20 protein-coding genes, 2 tRNA genes and 1 pseudogene are annotated in these 24,008 nt (G+C 73.6%); 10 read left to right on the top strand and 13 right to left on the bottom strand.

Going from position 1 to position 24,008, the window contains the following annotated elements:
* Positions 1 to 22: 22 nt before the first annotated feature.
* Positions 23 to 1,699: an AMP-binding protein gene (locus ABT154_RS14710; RefSeq protein ID WP_351857060.1), complete on the top strand. Its 1,677-nt coding sequence runs from the start codon at positions 23 to 25 to the stop codon at positions 1,697 to 1,699.
* 27 nt (positions 1,700 to 1,726) lie between these two features.
* Here the strand turns inward: ABT154_RS14710 and ABT154_RS14705 are convergent, their stop codons facing one another.
* Positions 1,727 to 2,362 carry a TetR/AcrR family transcriptional regulator gene (locus tag ABT154_RS14705; protein WP_351857058.1) on the bottom strand — a complete coding sequence of 212 codons (636 nt, stop codon included), beginning with the start codon at positions 2,360 to 2,362 and terminating at the stop codon, positions 1,727 to 1,729.
* 98 nt (positions 2,363 to 2,460) lie between these two features.
* Here ABT154_RS14705 and ABT154_RS14700 point away from each other — a divergent pair.
* The 3 genes and pseudogenes from ABT154_RS14700 to ABT154_RS14690 all read left to right on the top strand — a co-directional run bounded on the left by ABT154_RS14700 (position 2,461) and on the right by ABT154_RS14690 (position 5,119).
* Positions 2,461 to 3,113: pseudogene (locus ABT154_RS14700) on the top strand (CatB-related O-acetyltransferase).
* A 111-nt stretch (positions 3,114 to 3,224) separates the two neighbouring features.
* The gene (locus ABT154_RS14695) at positions 3,225 to 4,526 is read left to right on the top strand and encodes a sensor histidine kinase (RefSeq protein ID WP_351857056.1); all 1,302 of its coding nucleotides are present in this window, start codon (positions 3,225 to 3,227) and stop codon (positions 4,524 to 4,526) included.
* A complete protein-coding gene (locus tag ABT154_RS14690) occupies positions 4,463 to 5,119 on the top strand; it encodes a response regulator (RefSeq protein WP_351857309.1) in 657 nt (218 codons plus the stop codon). Before ABT154_RS14695 ends, ABT154_RS14690 begins: the two co-directional genes overlap by 64 nt.
* A gap of 60 nt (positions 5,120 to 5,179) precedes the next feature.
* On the opposite strand, the gene ABT154_RS14685 is transcribed toward ABT154_RS14690, so the two are convergent.
* A tRNA-Lys gene (locus tag ABT154_RS14685) sits at positions 5,180 to 5,253 on the bottom strand.
* Positions 5,254 to 5,318: 65 nt separating this feature from the next.
* Positions 5,319 to 6,077: an IclR family transcriptional regulator gene (locus ABT154_RS14680; RefSeq protein ID WP_351857054.1), complete on the bottom strand. Its 759-nt coding sequence runs from the start codon at positions 6,075 to 6,077 to the stop codon at positions 5,319 to 5,321.
* Between the two features lie 391 nt (positions 6,078 to 6,468).
* Here ABT154_RS14680 and ABT154_RS14675 point away from each other — a divergent pair, with 391 nt between their 5' ends.
* The gene (locus tag ABT154_RS14675) at positions 6,469 to 7,542 is read left to right on the top strand and encodes an LLM class flavin-dependent oxidoreductase (protein WP_351857053.1); all 1,074 of its coding nucleotides are present in this window, start codon (positions 6,469 to 6,471) and stop codon (positions 7,540 to 7,542) included.
* A 275-nt stretch (positions 7,543 to 7,817) separates the two neighbouring features.
* On the top strand, positions 7,818 to 9,527 hold the full coding sequence (locus ABT154_RS14670; protein ID WP_351857050.1) for a glycosyl hydrolase family 18 protein: 1,710 nt from the start codon (positions 7,818 to 7,820) through the stop codon (positions 9,525 to 9,527).
* Positions 9,528 to 9,653: 126 nt separating this feature from the next.
* On the opposite strand, the gene ABT154_RS14665 is transcribed toward ABT154_RS14670, so the two are convergent.
* Complete coding sequence (locus tag ABT154_RS14665) at positions 9,654 to 11,711, bottom strand: putative bifunctional diguanylate cyclase/phosphodiesterase (protein WP_502969501.1); 2,058 nt, start codon at positions 11,709 to 11,711, stop codon at positions 9,654 to 9,656.
* A gap of 326 nt (positions 11,712 to 12,037) precedes the next feature.
* Here ABT154_RS14665 and ABT154_RS14660 point away from each other — a divergent pair, with 326 nt between their 5' ends.
* Complete coding sequence (locus tag ABT154_RS14660) at positions 12,038 to 13,318, top strand: M6 family metalloprotease domain-containing protein (RefSeq protein WP_502969500.1); 1,281 nt, start codon at positions 12,038 to 12,040, stop codon at positions 13,316 to 13,318.
* A 63-nt stretch (positions 13,319 to 13,381) separates the two neighbouring features.
* Here the strand turns inward: ABT154_RS14660 and ABT154_RS14655 are convergent.
* The 7 genes from ABT154_RS14655 to ABT154_RS14625 form a co-directional block, all read right to left on the bottom strand.
* Positions 13,382 to 13,455: transfer RNA gene (locus tag ABT154_RS14655), tRNA-Lys, on the bottom strand.
* On the bottom strand, positions 13,446 to 14,105 hold the full coding sequence (locus ABT154_RS14650) for a hypothetical protein (RefSeq protein WP_351857048.1): 660 nt from the start codon (positions 14,103 to 14,105) through the stop codon (positions 13,446 to 13,448). Before ABT154_RS14650 ends, ABT154_RS14655 begins: the two co-directional genes overlap by 10 nt.
* Positions 14,106 to 14,313: 208 nt before the next feature.
* On the bottom strand, positions 14,314 to 14,670 hold the full coding sequence (locus ABT154_RS14645; RefSeq protein WP_351857047.1) for a DUF8844 domain-containing protein: 357 nt from the start codon (positions 14,668 to 14,670) through the stop codon (positions 14,314 to 14,316).
* Positions 14,671 to 14,831: 161 nt separating this feature from the next.
* Positions 14,832 to 16,169 carry an AAA family ATPase gene (locus tag ABT154_RS14640; RefSeq protein ID WP_351857045.1) on the bottom strand — a complete coding sequence of 446 codons (1,338 nt, stop codon included), beginning with the start codon at positions 16,167 to 16,169 and terminating at the stop codon, positions 14,832 to 14,834.
* Positions 16,166 to 17,779, bottom strand: coding sequence for a hypothetical protein (locus ABT154_RS14635; protein WP_351857043.1), 1,614 nt, complete (start codon positions 17,777 to 17,779; stop codon positions 16,166 to 16,168). Before ABT154_RS14635 ends, ABT154_RS14640 begins: the two co-directional genes overlap by 4 nt.
* Positions 17,770 to 18,900 (bottom strand): hypothetical protein, encoded by a 1,131-nt coding sequence (locus tag ABT154_RS14630; protein WP_351857041.1) that lies wholly within the window; start codon positions 18,898 to 18,900, stop codon positions 17,770 to 17,772. Before ABT154_RS14630 ends, ABT154_RS14635 begins: the two co-directional genes overlap by 10 nt.
* Entirely contained in the window at positions 18,836 to 19,672 is an 837-nt protein-coding gene (locus ABT154_RS14625; protein WP_351857039.1) for a phosphatase PAP2 family protein, read from the bottom strand. The genes ABT154_RS14630 and ABT154_RS14625 overlap by 65 nt, the downstream gene beginning before the upstream one ends.
* A gap of 156 nt (positions 19,673 to 19,828) precedes the next feature.
* Between ABT154_RS14625 and ABT154_RS14620 the strand changes: the two genes are divergently transcribed.
* Entirely contained in the window at positions 19,829 to 20,431 is a 603-nt protein-coding gene (locus ABT154_RS14620; RefSeq protein WP_351857037.1) for a histidine phosphatase family protein, read from the top strand.
* Between the two features lie 62 nt (positions 20,432 to 20,493).
* Here the strand turns inward: ABT154_RS14620 and ABT154_RS14615 are convergent, their stop codons facing one another.
* Entirely contained in the window at positions 20,494 to 21,780 is a 1,287-nt protein-coding gene (locus tag ABT154_RS14615; RefSeq protein WP_351857035.1) for an NsdA family TPR-like regulatory protein, read from the bottom strand.
* A gap of 224 nt (positions 21,781 to 22,004) precedes the next feature.
* Between ABT154_RS14615 and ABT154_RS14610 the strand changes: the two genes are divergently transcribed.
* Positions 22,005 to 22,475 carry a hypothetical protein gene (locus ABT154_RS14610; RefSeq protein ID WP_502969499.1) on the top strand — a complete coding sequence of 157 codons (471 nt, stop codon included), beginning with the start codon at positions 22,005 to 22,007 and terminating at the stop codon, positions 22,473 to 22,475.
* Positions 22,476 to 22,508: 33 nt separating this feature from the next.
* Entirely contained in the window at positions 22,509 to 23,378 is an 870-nt protein-coding gene (locus ABT154_RS14605) for a spermidine synthase (RefSeq protein WP_351857033.1), read from the top strand.
* Positions 23,379 to 23,403: 25 nt separating this feature from the next.
* On the opposite strand, the gene ABT154_RS14600 is transcribed toward ABT154_RS14605, so the two are convergent.
* Positions 23,404 to 23,976, bottom strand: a complete 573-nt coding sequence (locus ABT154_RS14600) for a hypothetical protein (RefSeq protein ID WP_351857031.1) — start codon at positions 23,974 to 23,976, stop codon at positions 23,404 to 23,406.
* Between the last annotated feature and the right edge of the window lie 32 nt (positions 23,977 to 24,008).

Raw genomic sequence — 24,008 nt, 5'->3', positions numbered from 1 at the left:
GCCGTCAGTTACAGTCCGGCTCATGAGGGGTGCGGACACCGTCGCGGAACTCGTACGACGCCAATGGGGCGACCACCGGACCGGGCTGAGGGACGAGCACCACACCCTCACCCACCACCAGGTCGCCGCAGGCGCCGCCACGCGGGCCGCACTGCTCGTGGACCTGATGCCACCCCTGCCGGGGGGCGAGCCGCACCTCGGCATCCTGCTCGACAACACGCCGGAGTACCCGCTCTGGCTCAGCGCGGCGGCCCTCGCGGGGGCCGCCGTCGCCGGGATCAACCCCACCCGGCGCGGCGCCGAACTCGCCCGGGACATCCGGCACACCGAGTGCCGGGTCCTGGTCACCCAGCGCGCCCATCTGCCGCTCCTCGACGGCCTGCCGCTGCCGGGCGTGCGCATCCTGGTCACGGACACCGACGCGTACCGGGAACTCCTCGCCCCCTACGGGAACGCCCGGCCGGGAGACGCCACCCTCGGCCCCGTACGCCCCGACAGCCGCTTCCTGCTCTCCTTCACCTCCGGTTCCACGGGGGCACCCAAGGCCGCCCTGTGCAGCCAGGGGCGCCTGGCCGCCGCCGGCGCCTCGCTCGTCTCCCACTTCGGGGTCGGCAGGGACGACGTCCACTACATCTGCATGCCGATGTTCCACGGCAACGCGGTGATCGCGGACTGGGCGCCCGCGCTCGCCGCCGGGGCCGGGGTGGCGCTGCGGGCCCGCTTCTCCGCCTCCCGGTTCCTGCCCGACGTACGCCGCTACGGCGCCACCTACTTCACCTACGTGGGCCGGGCCGTGCAGTACCTGCTCGCCACCCCGCCCGGACCGGACGACCGCGCGCACCCGCTCCGCCTCGGCTTCGGCACGGAGGCGGGGGCGGTGGACGCGGCCCGCTTCCGGGAGCGCTTCGGGGTCCCGCTCGTCGAGGGGTACGGCTCCTCCGAGGGCGGCGCGGCGATCCAGCGGACCCCCGACACCCCTACGGGGGCGATCGGGCGGGCCGCGCCGGGCGACGACCTGGCGGTGATCGACGCGGAGTCGGGGAAGGAGTGCCCCCGGGCACGCTTCTCGCCCACCGGCCGGCTCCTCAACGCGGCCGAGGCGGTCGGCGAACTCGTCAACCGGGGCCGATCGCCCTTCGAGGGCTACTGGCGCAACCCGGAGGCGGAGGCGGCCCGGCTGCGGGACGGCTGGTACTGGACGGGCGACCTCTTCTACCGGGACACGGACGGGTACCTCTACTTCGCGGGCCGTACGGACGACAGGCTGCGGGTCGACAGCGAGAACCTGGCGGCGGCGATGATCGAGCACATCCTCGCCCGCTGGGACCGGGCGGCGGGGGTCGCGGTCTACGCGATACCCGACCCGGTGGCGGGGGACCAGGTGATGGCGGCGCTCGCGCTGCGCGAGGGGGAGGCCTTCGATGCCTCGGCCTTCGCCGCCTTCCTCGCGGACCAGGCGGACCTGGGCACGAAGATGCCGCCGCGCTTCGTCCGCGTGATGCGGGAACTGCCCCTCACGGCCACGAACAAGATCCACCGCGTGGCCCTCCGCCGAGCGGCCTTCCTCTGCGAGGACCCCGTCTGGTGGCGCCCGACGCCGGGCGCGCCGTACGAACTCCTGACCCCGGAGAAGTCGGCCGCCCTCGGTGCGGAGTACACCCGCCGGGACCGCTCCCCGATGGGCGAACACCACGCGTAGGCAGACCCGCTACCGCTACCGCTACGGCTACGGCGAACGGACCTCTGATTCCCCGTGGACGGTGAAGGCGCCCGCCGTGGCCGCCAGAACCGCCGCCTCCGCGGCCCGTTCCGGGAGCCGCGGGTCCGGGTCGACGCGCAGCAGCATCAGCCGGTGGTAGAGCGGCGCCGTGGCGGTGATCAGCAGGCTCCGCGCGTCCGTGTGCCGCCCGGGGAGTTCACCGCGCCCGGCGGCGCGCTCGACGATGACCTCGCACTGGGCGTACCGGTCAGCCCACAGCCGTGTCTGGGCCCGCGCGGCCTGTTCGGAGTGGAACGAGGCGGCCATCAGGGCCACGGCGAACGACGGCCGGGCGACCAGGGATTCCTGGATCTCCCGGTTGAGGGCCGTCAGGTCGCCGCGCAGTGAGCCGGTGTCCGGCGGCTGCCAGTCGGTCTCACCGGCCGCGTCGATGACGTCGACGAGCAGGCCGCCGACATCGCGCCAACGCCGGTAGACCGTGGCGCGGTGCACTCCGGCCCGGGTCGCGACCCCCTCCATCGTGAGCCCTTCGTGGCCGCCCTCGGTGAGTTCGGCGCGCACCGCGTCGAGAACCTGGGCGCGGACGCGGGCGGTCCGACCGCCCGGACGGCGGTCCGGCGTCGTGTCCGGCGGGTCTGTCATCGGTGGTCGCCATCCGGTTGATCGATGCGGCGATACGTGCCAGCATCTTAACGCGACAGTCGTCGCTCTAGGTTCACCGGAGAGGAACCGCCGCCACGATGCCGCTCATTCCCGCCGACCCCACCGTGCTCCACCCGATGCCCGAGCACCCTCGCGTGGTGCTGCTCAAACCGCTGGTGAAGTCGCCGCTGATCGAGGCCGGTGACTTCTCGTACTACGACGATCCGGACGACCCGACCGCGTTCGAGACGCGCAACGTCCTCTACCACTACGGGCCCGAGCGGCTCGTCATCGGCAAGTACTGCGCGCTGGGGACGGGCACCCGCTTCATCATGAACGGCGCCAACCACCGCATGGACGGTCCCTCCACCTTCCCGTTCCCCACCATGGGGGGCTCCTGGGCGGAGCACTTCGACCTGATCACCGCCTGCCCGGCCGCGGCGACACGGTCGTCGGCAACGACGTGTGGTTCGGGCACGGCGCCACGGTCATGCCCGGCGTGCGCATCGGGCACGGCGCGATCATCGCCGCGGGCGCCGTGGTCACCGGCGACGTCCCCGACTACGGCATCGTCGGCGGCAACCCCGCCCGGCTCATCCGCACCCGCTACGACACCGCGGACATCGCCCGGCTCCTCGCCGTGGCGTGGTGGGACTGGCCCGTGCGGCACATCACCAGGCACGTACGGACGATCATGTCCGGGACCGTCGCCGACCTGGAGGAGGCCGCCGCGCGGCTCGACGGCCCCTGACGGAGAGTCCCCACCCCCGTACACCCGCCGTCGCGGTAGCCCCAGCCCTACCCCCGGGCCCCCCTCCAGCACCATCGCCCCGCCCCGTCCCACCCTCTACCGTGGGCGCCCATGGACCCCCGTAATCCCTGGCAGGCCCTCACCCGGCCCCGCTTCCCGCGTAGCTCCTGGCCCTGGCGGTCCGCCGGCTATCTGGTCACCGGCGGGCTCCTCGGCGCGCTCGCCTGCCTCGTGTTCCTGGTGCTCGGGGTGTTCTCCCTGTTCCTCGTCGGGCTGCCGCTCCTCCTGCTGTCCGGCCCCGCCCTCGCCGGGATCGAGCGCCGCCGCCTCCGGCTCGTCGACCTCGACCCGGCCCCCGACCCGCACCGCGTCCCCGACGCCCCCGGCCTCGCCGCCTGGCTCCGGCTCCGGGCGGGGGAGCAGTCGACCTGGCGCGAACTCGGGTACGCCCTGCTCCTCGCCACCGTCCTGTGGCCGCTCGACCTCATCGCGGTGGCCGTCGCGATCGGCCTGCCCGGCGCCCTCCTCGGCACCCCCGTCCAGCTGGCGGTGGACGGCCGGGAGGCCAAGGCCGTCAAGGTGTACCTGGTGACCTCCTACCCGGAGGCCTTCGCCGCTGCCCTCCTCGGCGCCCTCCTCCTGGTCGCCCTCGCCTACCCGCTCGCCGCCGTCGCCGGTGCCCGCGCCGCCCTCGCGCGGGCCCTCCTCTCGCCCCGCGAGGGCGGCTCCCCGGCCGGGATCGGCGAGGTCATCGCCTCCCGCGCGCGGCTCGTCGACGCCTTCGAGGCCGAGCGCCGCCGTATCGAACGCGATCTTCACGACGGCGCCCAGCAACGCCTGGTCGCCCTCACCATGACCCTCGGGCTCGCCCGGCTCGACGCGCCGCCCGGCCCGCTCGCCGACCAGCTGGCGAAGGCGCACACGGAGGCGGGGCAGGTCCTGACCGAGCTGCGGGAGCTCATCCACGGCATCCACCCCCAGGTCCTCGCCGACTACGGTCTCGGCGCGGCCCTCGCCGACGCCGCCGACCGGTCCGCCGTCCCCGTCGACACGGACGTCGACCTGCCCCGGCTGCCCGCCGCCGTCGAGAGCGCCGGCTACTTCGCCGGCTGCGAGGCGCTCGCCAACGTCGCCCGGCACAGTGGCGCCCGCCGGGCGCGGCTCACCGCGCGGGCCGAGGGCGGGGTGCTGCGCCTGGAGGTGTCGGACGACGGGCGCGGCGGCGCCGACCCGGCCGGGGGCTCCGGGCTCACCGGGCTGGCCGACCGGCTGGCCGTCCTCGATGGCAGACTGACGATCATGAGCCCGCCGGGCGGGCCGACCCTCCTCCGAGCGGAGATCCCGTGCCGATCGCTGTCCGAAAGCTCCGTGTCGTCCTCGCCGAGGACAGCGTCCTCCTCCGGGAGGGACTGATCGGGCTGCTGGCCCGTTTCGGCCATGAGGTCGTCGCCGCCGTCGGGGACGCCGACGCCCTGCGCGAGGCGGTCGCCGCCCACGACCCGGACGTGGTCGTGACCGACGTCCGGATGCCGCCCGGCTTCCAGGACGAGGGGCTGCGCGCCGCCGTCGCGCTCCGGTCCGAGCGGCCCGGCCTGCCGGTCCTGGTGCTCAGCCAGTACGTGCAGCGCAGCTACGCCGCCGACCTTCTCGACACGGGCGACGGTACCGGCGTCGGCTATCTGCTCAAGGACCGGGTGGGGCAGGTGGAGGAGTTCGAGGACGCCCTCCTGCGGGTCGCCGCCGGTGGCACGGTCGTCGACCCGGAGGTCGTACGGCAGCTGCTGCGGCGGCACCGCGATCCGCTGGAGGCGCTCACCCCGCGCGAGCGCGAGGTCCTCGGCCTGGTCGCGGAGGGACACTCCAACGCGGAGGTCGCCCGGCGTCTGGTGGTGAGCGAGGCCGCCGTCGGCAAGCACATCGGCAACATCCTGGCGAAGCTGGACCTGCCGCCGGCGGAGGAGACCCACCGCCGGGTCCTGGCGGTCCTGACGTACCTCAGGGCGTGAAGAACCCGAGATGCGGGCACGAAAAAGCCCCTCGCTTCCGCGAGGGGCTTCTTCTGTCTGTGCGCCGCCAGGGACTCGAACCCCGGACCCGCTGATTAAGAGTCAGCTGCTCTAACCAACTGAGCTAGCGGCGCTTGCTGACAGAGAAAATACTACCCGGTCCCGCGGGGTGCTCGTGACCACCCCGCGGGAGGGGTGGTCAGATCGCCAGCGCCATGACCACCGGAGCGGCCTTGCGGTTCAGCGTGTCGGCCGCGGAGCGCAGCCGGTGGGCGTGCTCGATCGGCAGGGAGAGCGCCAGACAGCCCACGGCGGAGCCCGCCGTCAGCGGGACGGCGGCGCAGACCGTGCCCACCGCGTACTCCTGGAGGTCGAGCACCGGGACGGTCGGCGGCTGGCTGTCCAGCTTGGAGAAGAGGATCCGCTCGTTGGTGATCGTCCGGGAGGTGAGCCGGGCGGTCTTGTGCCGCGAGAGGTGGTCGCGGCGGCCGTTCTGGTCGAGCTGGGTGAGCAGGCACTTGCCGACCGCGCTGGCGTGCGCCGCCGAGCGGATGTCCACCCACTCGTTGACCTTGGGCGTGCGCGGGCCGTCGGCGAACTGGGTGATCTTCACCTCGCCGTCGATGTAACGGCTGATGTAGACCGCGGCGCCGACGGAGTCGCGCAGCTCGGTCAGGGTCTCCTGGAGCTTCGTCTCCAGGGCCTCGCGGCGGGTCGTGCCGGAGCCGAGGAGGACGAGGGAGTCCCCGATCACGTACGCGTCGTCGGCGACCTGCTCGACGTATCCCTCGCGGCGGAGCATGAGGAGCAGGGGTGAGAGGTGGGCGACGGGCAGGCCGGCTTCGCGCGCGATCTGGACGTCAGTCACACCGCCGCCGTGCCGTGAGATCGTCTCCAGGACGCGCAGGGCGTACTGCACCGAGTGGAACGGCGCGGTGGGCTCGGGCTTCAGCGCCACGGTTTCCCCCTACCAGGTTGTGACCGCAAGCTTTCGCACCACGATAGCCGCCAAGCACCCTTTAAGGGGCGGCTGTTGGCGAGAATGATGCGGAGCATCCTGGCCCTGTGCTGGGGTTCGCCACTCTGGCATATGCCCATGTCATGAGTGCCACGCAGAGTCTCAGGTCAGAGCCGTGCGCGCGAGCGCTCGCCCACATGTTCGGCCCGTGGGGAACGGAAGATTATTTACGGAGAAGTGGACGGGCCGGGCTCCTCCGGTGGCCAGGAACCGCCGGAATAAACGGAGCCACCCTCCTGTTGTCGCCTTGTCGAAGCCGATCCACGGGTCCGGGCGCCGCGCCGGGAGCCGATCGAACGATTCCGTACGTGTGCCGAGGAGGGTCCCGAAGGTGAGCGACGCTATTCGAGGAGAGGCGCGGGGCTCCGCGCCCGTGCCGCTGTCCGTGCTGGACCTGGTGACCGTCGGCAGCGGCAGGACCGCGACCCAGGCGCTCGCCACCAGCGTCGAGCTGAGCCGGCTCGCCGAGCGGCGCGGCTTCCACCGGCACTGGGTGGCCGAACACCACTCGATGCCCGGCGTCGCCTCCTCCTCCCCGGCGGTGATCCTCGCCCACCTCGCCGCCCACACCCGGCGCATCCGGCTGGGTTCCGGCGGCGTCATGCTGCCCAACCACGCCCCGCTCGTCATCGCCGAGCAGTTCGGCACCCTGGAGGCCTTCGCGCCGGGCCGGATCGACCTCGGCCTCGGCCGCGCCCCCGGCACGGACGGCGCCACGGCGGCGGCCCTGCGGCGGTCCGACAGCCTCGACGAGGGGGCCGACGACTTCCCGGAACAGCTCGCGGAGCTGACCCGGTTCCTCGACGACGACTTCCCCGACGGCCACCCCTACGCCCGCATCCACGCGGTTCCCGGCCCGGTGCAGGGTCCGAAGGGGCGCCCGCCGGTCTGGCTGCTGGGTTCCTCCGGCTTCAGTGCGCGGCTCGCCGGCCTGCTCGGCCTGCCCTTCGCCTTCGCCCATCACTTCTCGGCCAGGAACACCATCCCGGCCCTCGACCTCTACCGGGACTCCTTCCGGCCCTCGGGCGTCCTCGACGCCCCCTACGCGATGATCGGCGTCTCGGCGCTCGCCGCCGACGAGGCGGCCTCGGCCCGCCGGGAGGTCCTCGCCGGAGCGCTCGCGATGCTGCGGCTGCGTACCGGCCGCCCGGGTCTCGTCCCGACGCCGGAGGAGGCGGAGGCGTACGGATTCAGCCCGGCCGAGCGGGAGTTCGTCGACGGCTGGCTGGCGAACGTCGTGTACGGCACGCCGGACGAGGTCCGTACGGGCCTGGACGACCTGCGTAAGCGGACCGGCGCCGACGAGCTGATGATCACGGCGAACGGCCACGGCGGCGAGGCGCGGCTGCGCAGCTACGAACTCATCGCGGACGCGTACGAACTCCCGGAGCCGCCGGAGCGGTAGAGCCGGCGGGGCCGGGTGAGAACCCCGGTTCTCAAGGGTGGTTGGTTCATCGTCGAACCACCTCCGCCCCACCCCTAAGCAAACCTTAAACCGCTCGTCACCGATGGTGGCGGGCGGTTCCGTTTTGTGCTGCGCGCCTCTGACAAGGCCTTTCTTCCGCCAATTGGTCTAGTCCTCAATCTGGTTCAGACCATTGACGCACTGTTCACGCGCCGGTTATCACTGCTCCAGCTCCTGTACGGCATCACCCCCGCACTCCCCCATGGAGGCCGCACGTGCACCCCCGTAAGCCATTGATCGCCGCGCTGCTCAGCACGGCCCTCGCCGCCGGCGCGCTTGCCGCGACCGTCGGCCTCGGCTCCGCCCAGGCGGCCGACACGACGACCACTGCCTCTGCGGGCAACGTGCGCATCGCGTACTACGACCAGTGGAGCGTCTACGGCAACGCGTTCTACCCCAAGCACCTCGACACCCGGGGTATCGCGGGCCAGCTGGACGTCATCAACTACTCGTTCGGCAACATCCACCCCACCAACCTCACCTGTTTCGAGGCCAACAAGGCCGCGGGTGACGACAACAACCCCAACGCGGGTGACGGTGCGGGCGACTCGTACGCCGACTACCAGAAGTCCTTCAGCGCGGCGGACAGTGTCGACGGCATCGCCGACAAGTGGGACCAGCCGATCGTGGGCGTCTTCAACCAGTTCAAGGAACTGAAGGCGAAATACCCGAACCTGAAGATCAACATCTCGCTCGGCGGCTGGACCTACTCCAAGTACTTCAGCGACGCGGCCAAGACGGACGCGAGCCGCAAGAAGCTCGTCTCCTCCTGCATCGACCAGTACATCAAGGGCAACCTGCCCGTCGAGGGCGGCTACGGCGGCCCCGGCACCGCGGCCGGGATCTTCGACGGCATCGACATCGACTGGGAGTACCCCGGCTCCTCCGGCGGCCACCTGGGCAACCACTACGCCCCCGAGGACAAGCAGAACTTCACGCTGCTCCTCGCCGAGTTCCGCAAGCAGCTCGACGAGTACGGCACCGCGAACGGCGGCAAGAAGTACCTGCTCACCGCGGCCCTCCCGGCCGGCCAGGACAAGATCAAGTACATCGAGACGGACAAGATCGGCGCGTACCTCGACTACGCGAACATCATGACGTACGACATGCACGGCGCCTGGGACGGCGACGGGCCGACGTACCACCAGTCCCCGCTCTACTCGGGCACCAACGACCCGACCGACCCCATCGCGCCGGGCACCGAGAAGTACTCGATCGACAACGCGATCGACTCCTGGATCGACGGCAAGCCCGCCTACGGCATCGCCGGCGGCTTCCCCGCCGACAAGCTGACCCTGGGCTACGAGTTCTACTACCGCGGCTGGAAGGGCGTCCCGGCCGGGACCGCCAACGGCCTCGCGCAGCCCGCGACCGGCGGCTCCAACGTCCGCCCGCTCAGCCAGCAGGCCGGCATCGCGCACTACAAGGAGCTCGGCGGCATCGTCGACAACGCCGCGACCACCTTCTGGGACGAGCAGGCGAAGTCCTCGTACTTCTACAAGGACGGGGAGTTCTTCACCGGGCTCGACCAGAAGTCCATCCAGGCCCGGGTGGACTACGGCAAGCAGCGCGGCCTGGCCGGCGCGATGATGTACTCGCTCCTCGGCCTGGACGACAACGCCACCCTGCTGACCCAGATCAACACCGCGCTCGGCGGCACCACCACCCCGCCGACCACCGCGCCGCCGACCACCCCGCCGACGACGCCCCCGACCACCCCGCCCACCACGCCGCCGACGACCCCGCCGACGACGCCGCCCACGGGCAGCTGCACTTCTCCGGCGTACGTGGCCGGCACGATCTACAACACCGGCAACCTCGTCTCCCACAAGGGCCGCACCTGGAAGGCCCAGTGGTGGACCCAGAACGAGGAGCCGGGCACGACCGGCGAGTGGGGCGTCTGGAAGGACCAGGGCGCCTGCTGAGGCCCTGACCCGCTGACCCCCTCATGAACCACTGCCCCCGCCCGGAATGTCCCTCCGGCCGGGGGCAGTCCCATGCCCGGACCCGGTGAAGGGGTCACGACGCGCCCCCCTGCGGTGCCGGTCTTCTCACACCGGCAGCGGCTCCGTGCCGATCAGTTCGGCGATGCGGTCCGGGGTCACCGCCCGTGAGTACAGCCAGCCCTGCCCCGTGTCGCAGCCGATCCTGCGCAGCCGGCTCGCCTGCCCCGAGGTCTCCACGCATTCGGCGGTGACGGTGAGCCCCAGCCGGTGCGCGAGCTGCACCAGCGCCTCGACGATCAGCTCGTCCGCCGGGTTGGCGTGCTCCTCGTCCTGGAAGCCGCGGACGAAGGAACCGTCCAGCTTGAGCACCGAGACCGGCAGCCGGCTCAGATAGGCCAGGTTCGAGTAGCCGGTGCCGAAGTCGTCGATCGCGATCCGCACCCCCATGTCGCTCAGCGCCTGGAGCGCCTGGAGCGGCCGTCCCGCCGAGCCCATCACGGCGGACTCGGTCAGCTCCAGCTGGAGGAGGTGCGGGGCGAGTCCGGTCTCGGCGAGGATGCCGGCCACGTCCGCGACCAGGTCGGAGTCCCAGACCTGACGGACCGCCACGTTGACGCTCACGAAGATCGGGCGCTCGCGCGGATGGTCCTTCTGCCACTGCCGCGCCTGCCGGCAGGCGGTGTTGAGGACCCACCGGCCCAGCTCCACGATGGAGCCGTCCTCCTCGGCGATGGCGACGAACCGATTCGGCGGGAGCGTGCCGAACTGCGGGTGGTTCCAGCGCACCAGCGCCTCCACCCCGCGCACCGCCCCGTCCGCCAGGTCCACGAGCGGCTGGTACTCCAGGGCGAACTCCCCGCGCTCCACGGCCGGACGGAGGGTGGAGGAGAGTGCCTGCCGGGTCATCCGGTGCGCGTTGCGCTCCGGGTCGAAGAGGGTCCAGCGGGCCTTGCCGTCGGCCTTCGCCCAGTACAGCGTGGTGTCGGCGGCCTGCATCAGGGCGGTCGCCGTCGTGCCGAACCCGGAGCGCTCGACCACACCGATCGAGGCGGAGACCGAGAGCCGCTGGCCGCCCAGGTCGAAGGGCTGCTGGAGCGCCGTGAGCACCGACCTTGCCAGATCGGCGAGTTGCTCCGTACCGGTGGAGTCCTCGACCAGGACCGCGAACTCGTCGCCGCCGAGCCGCGCCACGAGATGCCCGCCGCTGCGGGTGTAGCCGTCGCTGTCCGCGCACTCCGTCAGCCGGGCGGCGACGGCGGCGAGGAGACGGTCGCCGACGCGGTGGCCGAGGGTGTCGTTGACCGCCTTGAAGCCGTCGAGATCGAGGTAGCAGAGTCCGATCCGCCCTGTTCTGCCATACCCGTACGACTCGTAGGACGAACGGACCGGCCCCCGGGTCTCCACCGCGCCTCCGGTCGTTCCGGTGCCGTGGACGCCCTCGGTGTACGGGGTCTCCTCGGCGTACGGGGTGTCCCCGGCGTACGGGGTGTCCCCGGCGTCCTGGGCCGAGGCCTCAAGGGCCGCCGAGAGGCGCTCGAAGAACAGCGCGCGGTTGGGCAGCCGGGTCACCGGGTCGTGCATCTGGAGGTGGCGCAGCCGGGCCTGGAGTTCCCGCCGGTCGCTGATGTCCGCGATCGACAGCAGCACGCGCCGGCTGTCGGGCACGGGCGCGACGGTGACCTCGGCCCACAACGAGCGCCCGTCGGCGTGCTTGAGGCGGCGGGTGCAGCGGAAGCGGGAGCGCCGGCCGCGCAGCACCTCGCGGTACGCGTGCCAGGTGCGCCCGTCGGAGGCGAGGTCGACGAGGTCGGCGGCAGCCTGCTCGCACAGCGCCCCGGGGTCGGAGCCGAGGAGGGAGCCGAAGGAGTCGTTGGCCGAGACGACCACGCCGTCCTGGTCGACGACGGCCATGGCGAGCTGGGCGACCCGGAAGGCGGCGCCGTGGTCGCGGAGTTCGGCGGCGCGACGGTCGGCGACGGGCTCGGAGCGATGACCGGCGGGCGGCGCGGTGCGATGACCGGCGGGGGGCGCGGTGCGGCGGTCCGCCGGGGGCTCGGGGTGACGGTCGGCGTGGGCCTCGGGGTGACGCTCCGTGAGTACGGGGTGCGCCGTGTGCGTGTCCGGCGGCTCTGGGTGCACCGGTCCTTCGGGGGTTCCGCTCACCGCTCGCTCCCGTAGTGCAGTCGGGCCGGTCACATGTGGTCGGGACGGTCGGCCAAGGAAGAGTGAGCCGATCATAGAGCCAGCGCGGGGGAGCCTTCCAGCTCCGGGGGGCTCTCGGGGGGCGTGCGGAGCTGTGAGGCCGACCACCGTGGGACTCCGGGCGATCGTTTCTGCGCGGGTCTGACACGGGTCGTCGAGGGTGTGACCGAATGTGACTTTCCGTGAGGTGAATTTCGCTCGTGTCGCGTCGCCTCCGAGGTGCCCTCTCACCCGACCGGGGCAGTGGAAACGTGCGGAACGCCGCAAACCATCACAAGGTGGGTGGGGTGTCCCGCATTCCCGAACCGGAGGTCCACGTGAGGGGTCAGCAGCCACCCGGGGGAGTGGAACGCTCGCGGCTGCGTGCCGGGGCCGCGGCCTTCACCTCGCTCGCCGCCCTGGCCGCCACCGGGCTGGTCGCAGGCCCGGCCGTCGGCGCCCCGGCGCCGAACCCCTGCGCCCTGCCCCGTACCTCGGCCCATCACTCGCTCGGCCTCGACACCTGGAACCGGTCGTACCCGCGCCCCGACCGCGCCCTTGACGCCGTCATGATCTTCCTGTCCTTCCCGGACGCCGAGCCCCTCACCCAGCCGGCCGAACTGGCCGCCGACCACTTCCCCGCCACCAGCGAGTTCTTCAGCCGCGCCTCCTACGGGCGGTTCACCCTGCGCCCGCACCCCCAGCGCACCTGGACCCCGATGCCGAAGCCGTCGAGCGCGTACGGCATAAGGCGTGACTGGGACGCCGGGAAGCGCGCCGCCTACCTCCGCGACGCCATCGCCGCCGCCGACGCGGACGTCGACTTCTCCCGGTACGACATCGTCTACCTGGTCGCCGACCCGGACGCGCCCGGCGTGGACTCCGACGCGACCAAGGTCGTCAACCTCGAACGCCCGCTGGAGGTCGACGGCACCGAGATCAAGCGGGTCGTCACCGTCTTCGAGCGGCACCCGCCCGACCGCAACGTCCTCGCCCACGAGACCGGCCACGTCTTCGACCTGCCCGACCTCTACCACCGCCCGGAGGACGGCAAGGGCGACTGGGACACCCATGTGGGCGACTGGGACGTCATGGGCAGCCAGTTCGGGCTGTCGCCCGACCTGTTCGGCTGGCACAAGTGGAAGCTCGGCTGGCTCTCCCGCGCCCAGGTGACCTGCGTCCAGGGGGCCGCCCCCCGGATGGTCAGCCTGGAGCCGACCGACGCCCCGGTCCCGGCCGGCGGCACCCTCGGCACCCGGCTGGCAGTGGTCCGCACCGGCCCCGACAGCGCCCTCGCCGTCGAGGCCCGGAGCGACGCGGGGAGCGACGCCGACACCTGCACCGAGGGCGTGCTCGTCTACCGGATCCGGAGCGGCGCGGCCTCCGGCGACGGCCCGGTCGAGGTGGTCGACGCGCACCCGCGCACCGAGGCCTGCTGGGACCGCTCGGTCTATCCGCCGCTCGCGGACGCCCCCCTCGAAGTGGGCGAGACCCTCACCGTGCCCGGTACGGGAGTGCGGGTCGAGGTCACGGACCGCACCCGGTCGGGTGCCTGGACGGTACGGATCACCCAACCGGCCGTGCGCTGAGCCTCAGCCCGCGCCCGGAACACGAAGAAGCCCCTCGCTTCCGCGAGGGGCTTCTTCTGTCTGTGCGCCGCCAGGGACTCGAACCCCGGACCCGCTGATTAAGAGTCAGCTGCTCTAACCAACTGAGCTAGCGGCGCCTGCTGACGTCGTCGACATTAGCATCCGGATCGGCGGGAGGAAAAATCGATACCCGCACGTCGGCGGCGGAGTACGTCCGAACGGCCCGCACACAGGCCCAGAGCACGACCTCGGGCCCCGGGAGCCACGGGCTCCGGGTGTCGGGGGCCACCACCCAGCGGGGGCCGGAGGCGCCGGACGGCACGAGCGGCGGCACGGTGACGGCGTCCCCGACGCCGTGGCAGAGCGGCCGGGGGACCCGCTCCCCCCTCCTCCGATCACTGCGTTCAGGGGGGACCCCCACCTCCCAGTCGAGGAGGGCGGGCAGCCGCTGGGCCGTCCCCGGTGCGGTGAACAGCATCATCCGGCCCCGATGAACGGCGACAGGGCCCGATCCCGGGCCCTCCTCCCACAGCCGGTCCAGCATCCGGCGGCCGAAGACCGGGTCGAAGTTGACGACGTCGAAGACCCGGCCGCAGGGCAGCGCCGCCGACGAGGCCGGCCGGGCCTCCCAACGGGTGAGCGCCGACTCGCCGCGGCCCCCGGCGGCCGAGGCCAGCCAGGCGGCTCCGTCGGCGGTCACCCGGGCCGTCTGGTGCCGCACCTCGTCGCCCTCCCGGAGGAACCGGAAGATGTCGTGCGGGGTCTCGTCGCGCAGCCACGTCGTCATGACTCCAGATGTACCGGGAGTGACGGCTAGGTAGCCGAGTGTTCGCGGAATCCCGGACAGGAGGGGAGGGGGAGGAGTATCGTGCCCCCTCGGCATATGCCAGACGGCGATTCCAGGCCACCCGGAGGCACTTCGAGCCGCCAGAGGCGCCCCCGACGTCCCGAGGCCCCTCCCACGCTCCGAGGCGCCCCCGTCCGGATCCCCCGGATCAGTCCTCCGCCGGGCGCCCGTTCGCCCTGATCAGGTCGCGGCCGAACTCGATCATCTTCAGCGCGTAGTCCTCGGTCCACTGCGCCCGTTCCGCGACGTCCGCCGTCGTCAGCCGGTCGAACCGGCGCGGGTCCGCCAGCTGCGCCGCCGCGATGGCCTGGAACTCGGTCGCCCGGTCCGTCGCCGCGCGGAACGCGAGCGTCAGCTCCGTCGCGCGGGCCAGCAGCTCCCTCGGATCTTCCAGCGACTCCAGGTCGAAGAAGTGCTCCGGATCGGCGGTCGCCTCGGCAGGCTCGAAGATCAGCGGTGCCGGCCTGAGCCGCCGCTGTCCGCTCCGTTCCGCGGGTTCCGCCATCGTTCTTCTCCTCCTCGCACAGGCACGGCCCGGAATCCCGGGCCGTCTTCCATTGTCCCGCGCCCCGCAAGAGCGCGAACCCTCCCGCGTACGCCCCCGGCGTCCCCCGAGCCCCGGTTTGAGCCCGCCCGCCCGGGCCCGGGCGGGCGACGGGCCCGGGATCACGGCGTCCAGGCCACCCGGTGTTCCTCCAGGTGGGACAGGACCGCGTGGTTCGCCTCCCAGCCGTCGGGGAACGACACCGCGACCCCCAGCTGGACCGGATCGGTCGACGGGTGAGCGTCGAGCAGGTCCGCCACGCCCGCCCGGCAGACCACCACGCACGCGTGCCGGTGCCGGGAGGCGAGGACGCACAGCCGCCCCGTCTCCAGGTGGAACGCGGTCGCGTCCGGCCGCCCGGACAGCGGGTGCAGGACGACCGTCACGTCGTACTCGCGCCCCTGGAGCCGGTTCGCGGTGTCCACCGTCACGCCCGTCACGCCCAGCCCCGCGAGCGCGGCCCGGACCGCCGCCGCCTGGTCGCGGTGGGCGGTGCCGACCGCGATCCGGTCCGGCGTCAGCGGGACGGCGTCCTCCGACCGCTCCGAGACCGCCGTGCCCTTCCGGTCCAGGAGCCGGCGCACCACCAGCGCCACCGCGCCGACGGCCTCCGGGTCGGTGCGCGGGGTGTGCGCGGCGGGCAGTTCGAGCAGGCCCCAGCCGGACTCCGCCGCCTCGTCGAGGACCCGGTCGGGCCCCGAACCGTCCGACGCCACCCCGAACGACAGCTTCCGGTCCCCGTGCCCGGTGCCGCTGCGGAACGGCGTGAACGGGTAGAAGGCGTCCGACACCAGCGGCGCCGCCGAGGCCGGCAGCCGCCAGGACACCGGCAGCCGGTGCTGCGGCAGCTCGGGGTTGTGCGCGAGCAGGGTCGTGACCGCGCTCGCCGAAGGGTCGTACGACAGCCCCGCCCACTGCTCCGCTCCCACCACGGAGAACGGGTCGAGCTGCCCGGGGTCGCCCACGAACAGCGCCCGCTCGAAGAGGCCCGCCACCGCGAGCAGCGCGTCCGAGCGCATCTGGTACGCCTCGTCGACGATCGCGTGCGCCCAGGGCTCGACGTTCTTCACGTGGCCCCACTTGGCGGCCGTGGACAGCACGACCGGCAGCCCGGCCAGCTCACCGGCCTTCGCCGACTTCCGTACGTTCTCCAGGTCGTCGAGCGCCTTGTCGTACGGGTCGGAGTCGTTCGAGTGCAGCCGGCCCACCACGAGGTCCGGCTCCTTCTCGGCGAGTCGCAGCACCAGGTCGTCCACCTGCGCGTTCGTCTGCGCCACCACCATCAGGGGGCGCCCGGCGGCGGCCAGTTCCAGGGCGGCCCGGACGACCAGGGTCGACTTCCCGGCCCCGGGCGGGGAGTCCACCACGACACCGCGCGCGGTGCCGTTCAGGGTGTCCGCCAGGATGCCGGCCGTCGCCCGGCCGGCCTCCGCCGAGGGGTCGAAGGGTTCCGGACTCACAGCACGTCCTCCGGGGTCACGGCGTCGGGCAGTTCCACGGCGTCGGTCCGGGGCGGACCGCCGTGCGTCCAGGGGGTCTCCTCCGCGTCCGGCAGCCGCGGCCCGACCCGCTGGTCGTGCTCGAACAGCGTCCAGGAGATCCGCTCGCCCTTCTCCGGCACCGAGCCCGGCGCAGGCTCCTTCGAACGGCCCATCCGGTCGAGCAGACGCAGCAGCAGCGCCCCGTCCTCCTCGTACCGCACGAACTCCGCCGCCTGCGGCTTCCCGTCGAGCGACCGGTACACCCTCACCCTCCCCCAGCCTTCGGCCGGGGGGACCCCCACGCCCAGATGCGGCCGGTCCTCCGTGCGGACCGTGAGCAGCGGGCGCGGCGCGGGCCGCTTCGACTCCGTCCACGCCATCGTCACCTCGACGACCTCCGCCGCGAACGCCTCGCCCGCGAGCCGCCGCCCGGCGAGCACCAGCGGATCGTCGAGCGCCTCCTGCGCCTCCAGCTGGCCCTGCGCCTGCTCGCGCGCGGCGAGCTTCCGGGCCGCGGTCACGGCGTCGTCCCGGCGCGGCTGCGGCGGCTCACCGGCCGTGACCCGGTCCCGGTGGGCGGTGAAGGACCAGCGGTCGCGGGTCCAGCGGTCCTCGACCCTGGCGCCCTCCGGCAGCTCGCGCAGCAGGCCGACCGCCCGCCAGACCGCGTCCCAGGTGGGCTTCAGCTGGGAGACGACGAGCCGGCGCAGCTCCCGCTCGGCCGCGTGCAGCTCACCGAGGCCCGAGTCGGCCGTCTCGCCGTCCTCGGCCGCGCCGAGCCGCTGCCGGGCCCGGTCGTACCGCTCGATCGCGGGCGCGAGCAGCCCGTTGTCGAAGGCGGGGTCGGTGGCGGGCCCGGCGGGCGGGCAGAGCAGCTGCCCCTGGGAGTCCCGGCCCGTCTCCGCCCGCAGCGCCGCCTCGGCGCCCGGCGCGTCGGACGGGTCGATCCAGGCGAGCAGCGCGCCGAGGTGCTGGTCCTCCAGGGAGGACTGCCCGGTCGCCCAGTGCCGGTTGAGCAGGTCGGTCGCCGACAGCAGCAGCGAGGAGCCGGGCACCCGGGCCCGGTCGCCGAAGTGCGTCAGCCAGCGCCCGAGCAGCGGGACGCGAGGCGGCGCGGGGAACGGCGTCTCCGGGTCCTGCTCGGCCGTCCGCCGGAACCGCGTCGACCGCCCCAGCAGCCGTACGTACTCGATGCCGGCCCGGCTCGGCACGATCAGCTGCGGCGCGTCGGCGCACAGCTCGACCTCGACCTTCACCTTCTTGCCGGTCTCGGGGTCGACCTCGCTCTTCTCCGCCGCCTCCACGACGTCCGCGAAGGAGTCGATGTACGGCAGGACCTCCTCGGCCAGCTCGGCGAGGAACGCGAACCGCAGCTCACGGTCCCGGGGCTGTGGCACCACGAGCAGCCGCGGCTCCTCGGGGCCGGTGCCGACCAGGGCGCCCAGCGGGGCCCCCGCCTCACCGGCCGTCGTCAGCGGTACGAGGACGAGGGGCCGCGCGGAGAGCCGCCGGTGCCGGACGGTCGCGAGCGGCTGCGCCCGGCCCGACTCGACGGCCTCCATCCGGGCGAGCGTGGAGATCAGCGACATGCCACACCCCCCGAACCCGCCGCCAGCGCTTCCTGCCGCAGCGCCCGCGCCCTGCGCAGCGCCGCCACCGCCGGGTCCCGCGGGTCGCCCTCCTCGCCGCGCGCCGCCGCCAGGACCGCGCCGACCGTCGTCAGACCGCCCAGCTCACCCCGTACCGAACGGCCCAGGGTCTCCACCGCGCCCGTCTCCCGCGACCGCGACCGGCAGTGGAAGGCCAGCTCGCAGGCGGCCAGGCACTCCGGCGCGTACTGGTGGGGCACCGACTCCACCGCCGCCGTCAGCTCCTCCGCCGAGCGCTCCGCCACATCGAAGCTGGTGCCCTCGGGCAGCGCCTGCGCGATCTCGTCGATCCGGGTCAGCCGGGCCAGCTGGCGCCGGGTGACCGAGCGCTGCTTGCGCACATCGACGACCGAGGCCGTAGGCACGTTCGAGAAGTCCTTCGGGCAGACCAGGAGGACCGACTGTGCGACCCGCGCGCCCTCCGTCCTGGCCGCCACCCCCTCCAGGGCCAGCACGTACACGGCGGCCTGCCGGGCCGCCGCGCCCACCTTCGACGCGTCCGCCGCGCCGTCGACCATCGGGAACGACTTGATCTCCACGACCGTCCACCCGCCGTCGGGGCGGACGACCACCGCGTCCGGCTCCAGGTACGCCGGCGAGCCCGCGACCTCCAGGGCGAGCAGCGGATGGTCGAGCAGCGACCACGCCCCCGCGTCGGTGGCCTCCCGCAGTGCGAGCGCCGTCCTGGCGACCCGCCCCTCGGGTCCGGCCGCCGCGAGATCGGGCACGGACACCGCGCCCGGTTCCTCCACGCCGATCAGGCGCAGCAGCTCACGGCCGCCGTCCGCCTTGACCTTCGCCTCGAAGGAGTTGCCCCGCACGATCGCGAACTGCGACTGCCCGAACGGGGCGGGCGAGCCGAGCTTCGCGGCGAGCGCGGACTTGTCGACCCCGGCGCCGTCGAGCAGGGCCCGCCTCCGGCAGCCGGGATTGGCGGCCAGCGCCGCGAGGGCCCGCGCGTCCAGCGGACGCGGTGGGGTGGCCGGACCGCGCAGCTCAGCGAGTTGTCGACGGGTGGTCCGCGGGGGTCGGGGCAGACCGCTGTCCAGGGATGCGCTCACCCGGGGAAGTCTCGCATCCGCCACTGACAACCGGGGGAGCTTCCGCCGTCCCGCGCAGCCGTCCGGCGAGCCGCAGCGCGTACGGGGTCAGCAGCAGCCCGAGGCCCATCACGGCGGCCCCGCCGACCACGTCCAGCAGGTAGTGGTTGGCGGTCCCCATCACGACCACCGCGGTGACCAGCGGATACGCCACTCCGAGGGCCTTCGTGAGGGGTGTCCGCCCGTACCGCCAGAGCATCACCCCGCACCACAGCGCCCAGCCGACGTGGAGGCTCGGCATCGCCGCGTACTGGTTGGTCATCCCGCCGAGCCCGCGCGGCGCGCTGGCCTCGCCGCCCCACCAGCCGTACGCGCTGAACTGCGCCATCGTGTCCGTGAAGCCGTGCGCCGCGTCGAGCAGCCGGGGCGGGCAGGTGGGCAGCAGGGTGAAGCCGACGAGCCCGAGCAGGGTGGAGAGCATCAGCCAGGTGCGGGCGGCCCGGTAGTGGGCGGGGCGACGGCGGAACAGCCACACCAGGATCGCCGGGGTCACCAGATAGTGCAGGGAGGCGTACGCGAAGTCCGCCGGGACCCCGAGCGCGGGCACATCCGTGAACAGCCGGTTCAGCGGGTGCTCGGCGTCGATCCCGAGCCGTTCCTCCAGCCGCAGGATCGTGAGCCCGTGGCCGACGGCCGAGTCCTCGTCGCCCCGGGCCAGGAGCCGTCCCGCGGAGTAGCCCGCGTAGACGACACCGACCAACGACAACTCCAGCCACCAGCGCGGCTTGCGCATGCGAAAGATCCCCCCGACGTGTCCGGCCCCGGGAGGGGGACGCCGTGGGCCGCTCCGGGGTTGCCCGGACGTCACCCCGAATCCATCTGGGCGATGATGGGGCAGGCACGCCCGCACCGTGAATCCGCACCGTGAAACCCCTGGAGAGTCCTTCCCATGGCACCGCGCATCCTGCTCGCCCGGCACGGCCAGACCGAGTGGTCACTTCTCGGCCGGCACACCGGCAGGACCGACATCCCGCTGCTCGACGAGGGCCGGCGCGGCGCGAAACTGCTCGGCGAGCGCCTGCACCGCGGCCCCTGGCAGGGCCTGCCCGGCGTGGAGGTGCGCACCAGCCCGCTGGTCCGCGCGAGCGAGACCTGCGAGCTGGCCGGCTTCGGCGACCGGGCCGAACCCTGGGACGCGCTGATGGAGTGGGACTACGGCGCGTACGAGGGGCTGACCCCGCCGCAGATCCAGGACATCCGCCCCGGCTGGTTCATCTGGCGCGACGGGGTCCCGGACGGCGAGACCATGGCGCAGCTCTCGGACCGCGCCGACGAGGTCGTGAACTGGGCCCGCTCCGCCGACCGTGACGTCCTGGTCTTCGCGCACGGGCACATCCTCCGCTCGATCGGCGCGCGCTGGCTGGGCGAGGACGTCTCCTTCGCCTCCCGCATCCGCCTCGACCCGACGAGCCTCTCGGTCCTCGGCTGGGCGTACGGCGCCCCGGCGGTCGAGCGCTGGAACGACGCGGGGCACCTGGAGTCACCGGCGTAACGGCGGGGGCGGTGGCCGGACGGCGGTCGGCCCGCGGCAGCCGCCGCCCGGCCTCCCGCGCGTCAGTACGCCGCGAGCACCTGGCGCGTCTCCGCGAGCATCCGCCGGACGCGCGCCGAGGCGATGCCCTCCAGGGAGTCGATCACCCGCTTCGCCTCCGCCGCCGCCTCGTCCGGGCGCCCGGCGTGCGCCAGGTCCTTCGCGAGATGGGCGCGGTAGAGCGCCAGGTTCCGGGCGAAGTGCGGGTTCTGCAGGACGGTGGCCCGGTGGGCGTGCCGGGCGGCCCGGCCCCAGTCGCCCAGGGCCGACCAGCACTGGGCCTCCAGGGCCTCCCGCTCCGGCTCCCCGAAGAACGACATCCACTCCGGGTCGCCGTCCGAGGGCCCCCGGTCGAAGTGCCCGTGGGCGCGGCCGAGTGCCTGCTCGCAGGCGGACCGTTCGCCGAGCCCCGCCCAGGCGGCTGCCTCCCGCAGCGACAGCAGGGACAGCAGCCGGGCCGAGTCCAGCGGCTGCGCGGCCCGCTGCCCCGCCTGCGCCGCGCGCACCGCCTCCCGGAACCGGCCGGTGTCCCGGGCGAGGAAGGACGTGTTGCAGAAGGCGTGCGCCTCCAGGGCCGCGTTCCCCGCCACGCGCGCGGTGGCGAGGGCCTCGGCGTAGTGCGAGCGGGCGTCCTCGTGGCGGCCGGAGTCGTGGGCCAGCCAGCCGACGGAGAGGGCGAGTTCGCCCGCCCCCGCGTGCAGCCGGTCCTCGGTGGAGCGACGGGTCATGGTGCCCGTGTCGAGCAGCGCGTAGGCGGCGCGGAGCGGCTGGGCGGCGACCTTGTAGAGACCGTCGGCGCCGTGCCGGTCGTCGAGCAGCCGGATCTGCCGTACGGCGTCCTCGACGGCCCGCACCTCGGCGTCGCCGATCCGGTGGGTGCCGCGGGGGGAGGGGATCGCGACGGCGGGGCCGCCGAGTCCCAGCGAGGCGACCGCCAGGGTGGCGGAGCCGCTCGTCATGAATGCGCGACGCAGCACGTCGCTCTCCTCATCGTTCCGGGTCGTGACGGCCGCGGGGGGCTGAGCCCCGGCCGGGACGGCCTGCCGCCGTCCACGCACCGTCTCCCGCGCGGAGAAGCCCAGGTCGGAGAGGCCCAGACCGGGGAACATATGCAGGAAGACCCGCTCGTACGCGTAGTTGGGGCAGCGGATCTCGCCCGCTTCCACGCGCCCGATGTAGCGGGCGTCGCACGCGACCTGTTCGCCGATCTCCCGCGCCGCCCGGCGGACCGACGCGGCGAACTCCGCCGGCGAGTGCTGTCCGCGGAGCCGACGGAAGGCGAGATTGGGAACTGCCCGTGACATCGCCATGGCCGAGCCCTCTCCTGGTGCTGCCGGGTGTCCGGCGGCAAGAACGTACCTGCTGTGACCGGACGCACACGCTGAGTTTGGCTACAAATCGGATATCTCACCTGCGATCTGCCATGAACTGCCATCCTTTGCGGCGGCATCCCGCCGTAGCCGTTGACGCGCACGGGCGTTGAAACGTAAGGGAGAGACGGCACGTGTCTCCTCAGGAGCCAGGAGGGGTCCCCATGTCGGAGATCGGTTCGCAGTCGGCCACGTGGCACGCGCCCGCCCCGGAGGCCATGCGCCACGCATCCGCCCCGGAGGCCGACGGGCCCCAGCCCGTCGCCGGAGCCTGGGACCTGGTGACCGTGCCGGTCCGGCAGGGCCTGGAGGCCGTGGACATCCTGCGGCGCGGCGCCGCCCCCGCCGTCGGCCCCGTCGTGCACGACGGCACCTGCGACACCCTGGGCTTCCTCGTCCCGCCCGGCACCGCCGCCGCCTGGGACGTCCCCGGCAGTGCCTGTACACGGACCTCGGGGCGCGGGCTCCGCCTCCCCGAACTGCCCGAGCTCCCGGAACCGGCCGGGGACGCGCCCCGTCCGGCCGGCTGGCTGCTGCCGCCCGGGGACGCCGACCCGGTCACCGACCCCGCCGTGCTCCGCGAGGCCCTCGGCGAGGCGGCCCGGCTCATCGAGGCGGCCGACGGCTGCCACTGAGCCGCCCGCCGCCGGTGCCCGGATAATGGGCACGTGGCCAGGAACAAGCAGCGTGACCGGGCGGCGTCGGCCGCCGCCCCCGTCGTCGAGAACGTCGACGGCGGACTCGCCGAACTCATACCCGACCGGGAGCGCCCGCGCGCCTGGACGCTCCTCATCGACGGCGCCCCGCAGTCCCATGTGGACCTCGACGACCCGGCGCACCTCACCTTCGAGTACCAGCGGCGGCTCGGCCACATCATCGACCTCGCCGCTCCGCCGAACCGCCCGCTCCAGGTGGTCCACCTCGGCGGCGGCGCCTTCACCCTCGCCCGGTACGTCGCCGCGACCCGGCCCCGCTCCACCCAGCAGATCGTGGAACTCGACGGGCGCCTCGTCCAGCTCGTACGCCGGGAACTCCCGCTCGACGCCAACGCCCGCGTCCGGGTCCGCTCCACCGACGCCCGCGCCGGGCTCGGCAAGGTCCAGGACGGCTGGGCCGACCTGGTCATCGCCGATGTGTTCGGCGGAGCCCGCACCCCGGCCCACCTGACCAGCACCGAGTTCCTCGCGGAGGTACGGCGGGTGCTGCGCCCCGACGGCTGTTACGCGGCGAACCTGGCCGACGGCCCGCCGCTGACCCATCTGCGCGGCCAGATCGCCACCGCCGCCGCCGTCTTCCCCGAGCTGGCGCTGACCGCCGACCCGACCGTGCTGCGCGGTCGCCGCTTCGGCAACGCGGTGCTGCTCGCCTCGGACCGCGAGCTGCCGGTGGCGGAGCTGACCCGCCGGGTCGCCACCGACCCGCACCCGGGCCGGGTCGAACACGGGCGGGCGCTGGCCGACTTCGCCGGGGGAGCGGTGCCGGTCACCGACGCGAGCGCCAAGCCCTCGCCCGTACCGCCGGCGTCCGTCTTCCGCTGACGGTCCCGGCCGGGGCCCCGGGGCCTCAGACCGCGCGGTCCTCGATCTCCACGCGGGGTGCGGTGTCGTGCCAGACGCAGAACACGGACAGTTCGCGGCCGTCCGCGGTGAACGTGACCCGGATCCAGGTGGACTGCTTCCACACCTGCATCTGCCAGCCGGAGGCCGGGGTCGCGGAGACCAGTTCGGCCGAGGTGTCCCCGATGTCGAAGGTGACCCGGCCGCCGTCGACCGTGTAGCTCTTCACGTCCGAACCGGAGTCTGCCGGGGCGGTGTTGGGTGCCTTCGTGGTGGGCCTCGGCGTCCGCGAGGGGGGCGCCGGAGGGGTGGCGGGCGCGGTCGTGGGGTCGGCGCCCGGCGTGGCCCTGGTGGTGGCGGGCGGGGAGGGCGTCCCGGTCCCGGGCCGTCGCGTCGACGAGGACCGCGGGTCGTCGCCGGCCGTCTCCGTCACGTCGGCGGCGCCGGCGGGGAGGGGCAGCGCGCGCGGGGGGTCGTAGACCGTTCCGGACAGCACGGTGTGCACTCCCCACCAGGACAGGGTGACCGCCGCGCCGGTGGCGAGCGACCAGGCCAGGGCGTGAACGAGTCCTCTTCGCACCGGGACATAGTGCACCACGCTCGGGAGGGCCG

The organism is Streptomyces sp. NPDC001728 (assembly GCF_040297565.1).
Taxonomy (GTDB): Bacteria; Actinomycetota; Actinomycetes; order Streptomycetales; family Streptomycetaceae; genus Streptomyces.
Note: the sequence above shows the minus strand (reverse complement) of the source record. Positions and strands in the feature narration are given on the sequence as shown.

Bases quoted from the DNA above. Each gene is read 5' to 3' on its own strand.
- ABT154_RS14695 (WP_351857056.1), top strand. From the start codon at position 3,225: ATGGACCCCCGTAATCCCTGGCAGGCCCTCACCCGGCCCCGCTTCCCG.
- ABT154_RS14645 (WP_351857047.1), bottom strand. From the start codon at position 14,670: ATGGCGGAACCCGCGGAACGGAGCGGACAGCGGCGGCTCAGGCCGGCA.
- ABT154_RS14620 (WP_351857037.1), top strand. From the start codon at position 19,829: ATGGCACCGCGCATCCTGCTCGCCCGGCACGGCCAGACCGAGTGGTCA.
- ABT154_RS14705 (WP_351857058.1), bottom strand. From the start codon at position 2,362: ATGACAGACCCGCCGGACACGACGCCGGACCGCCGTCCGGGCGGTCGG.
- ABT154_RS14710 (WP_351857060.1), top strand. From the start codon at position 23: ATGAGGGGTGCGGACACCGTCGCGGAACTCGTACGACGCCAATGGGGC.
- ABT154_RS14635 (WP_351857043.1), bottom strand. From the start codon at position 17,779: ATGTCGCTGATCTCCACGCTCGCCCGGATGGAGGCCGTCGAGTCGGGC.
- ABT154_RS14625 (WP_351857039.1), bottom strand. From the start codon at position 19,672: ATGCGCAAGCCGCGCTGGTGGCTGGAGTTGTCGTTGGTCGGTGTCGTC.
- ABT154_RS14615 (WP_351857035.1), bottom strand. From the start codon at position 21,780: ATGGCGATGTCACGGGCAGTTCCCAATCTCGCCTTCCGTCGGCTCCGC.
- ABT154_RS14610 (WP_502969499.1), top strand. From the start codon at position 22,005: ATGTCGGAGATCGGTTCGCAGTCGGCCACGTGGCACGCGCCCGCCCCG.
- ABT154_RS14650 (WP_351857048.1), bottom strand. From the start codon at position 14,105: ATGACGACGTGGCTGCGCGACGAGACCCCGCACGACATCTTCCGGTTC.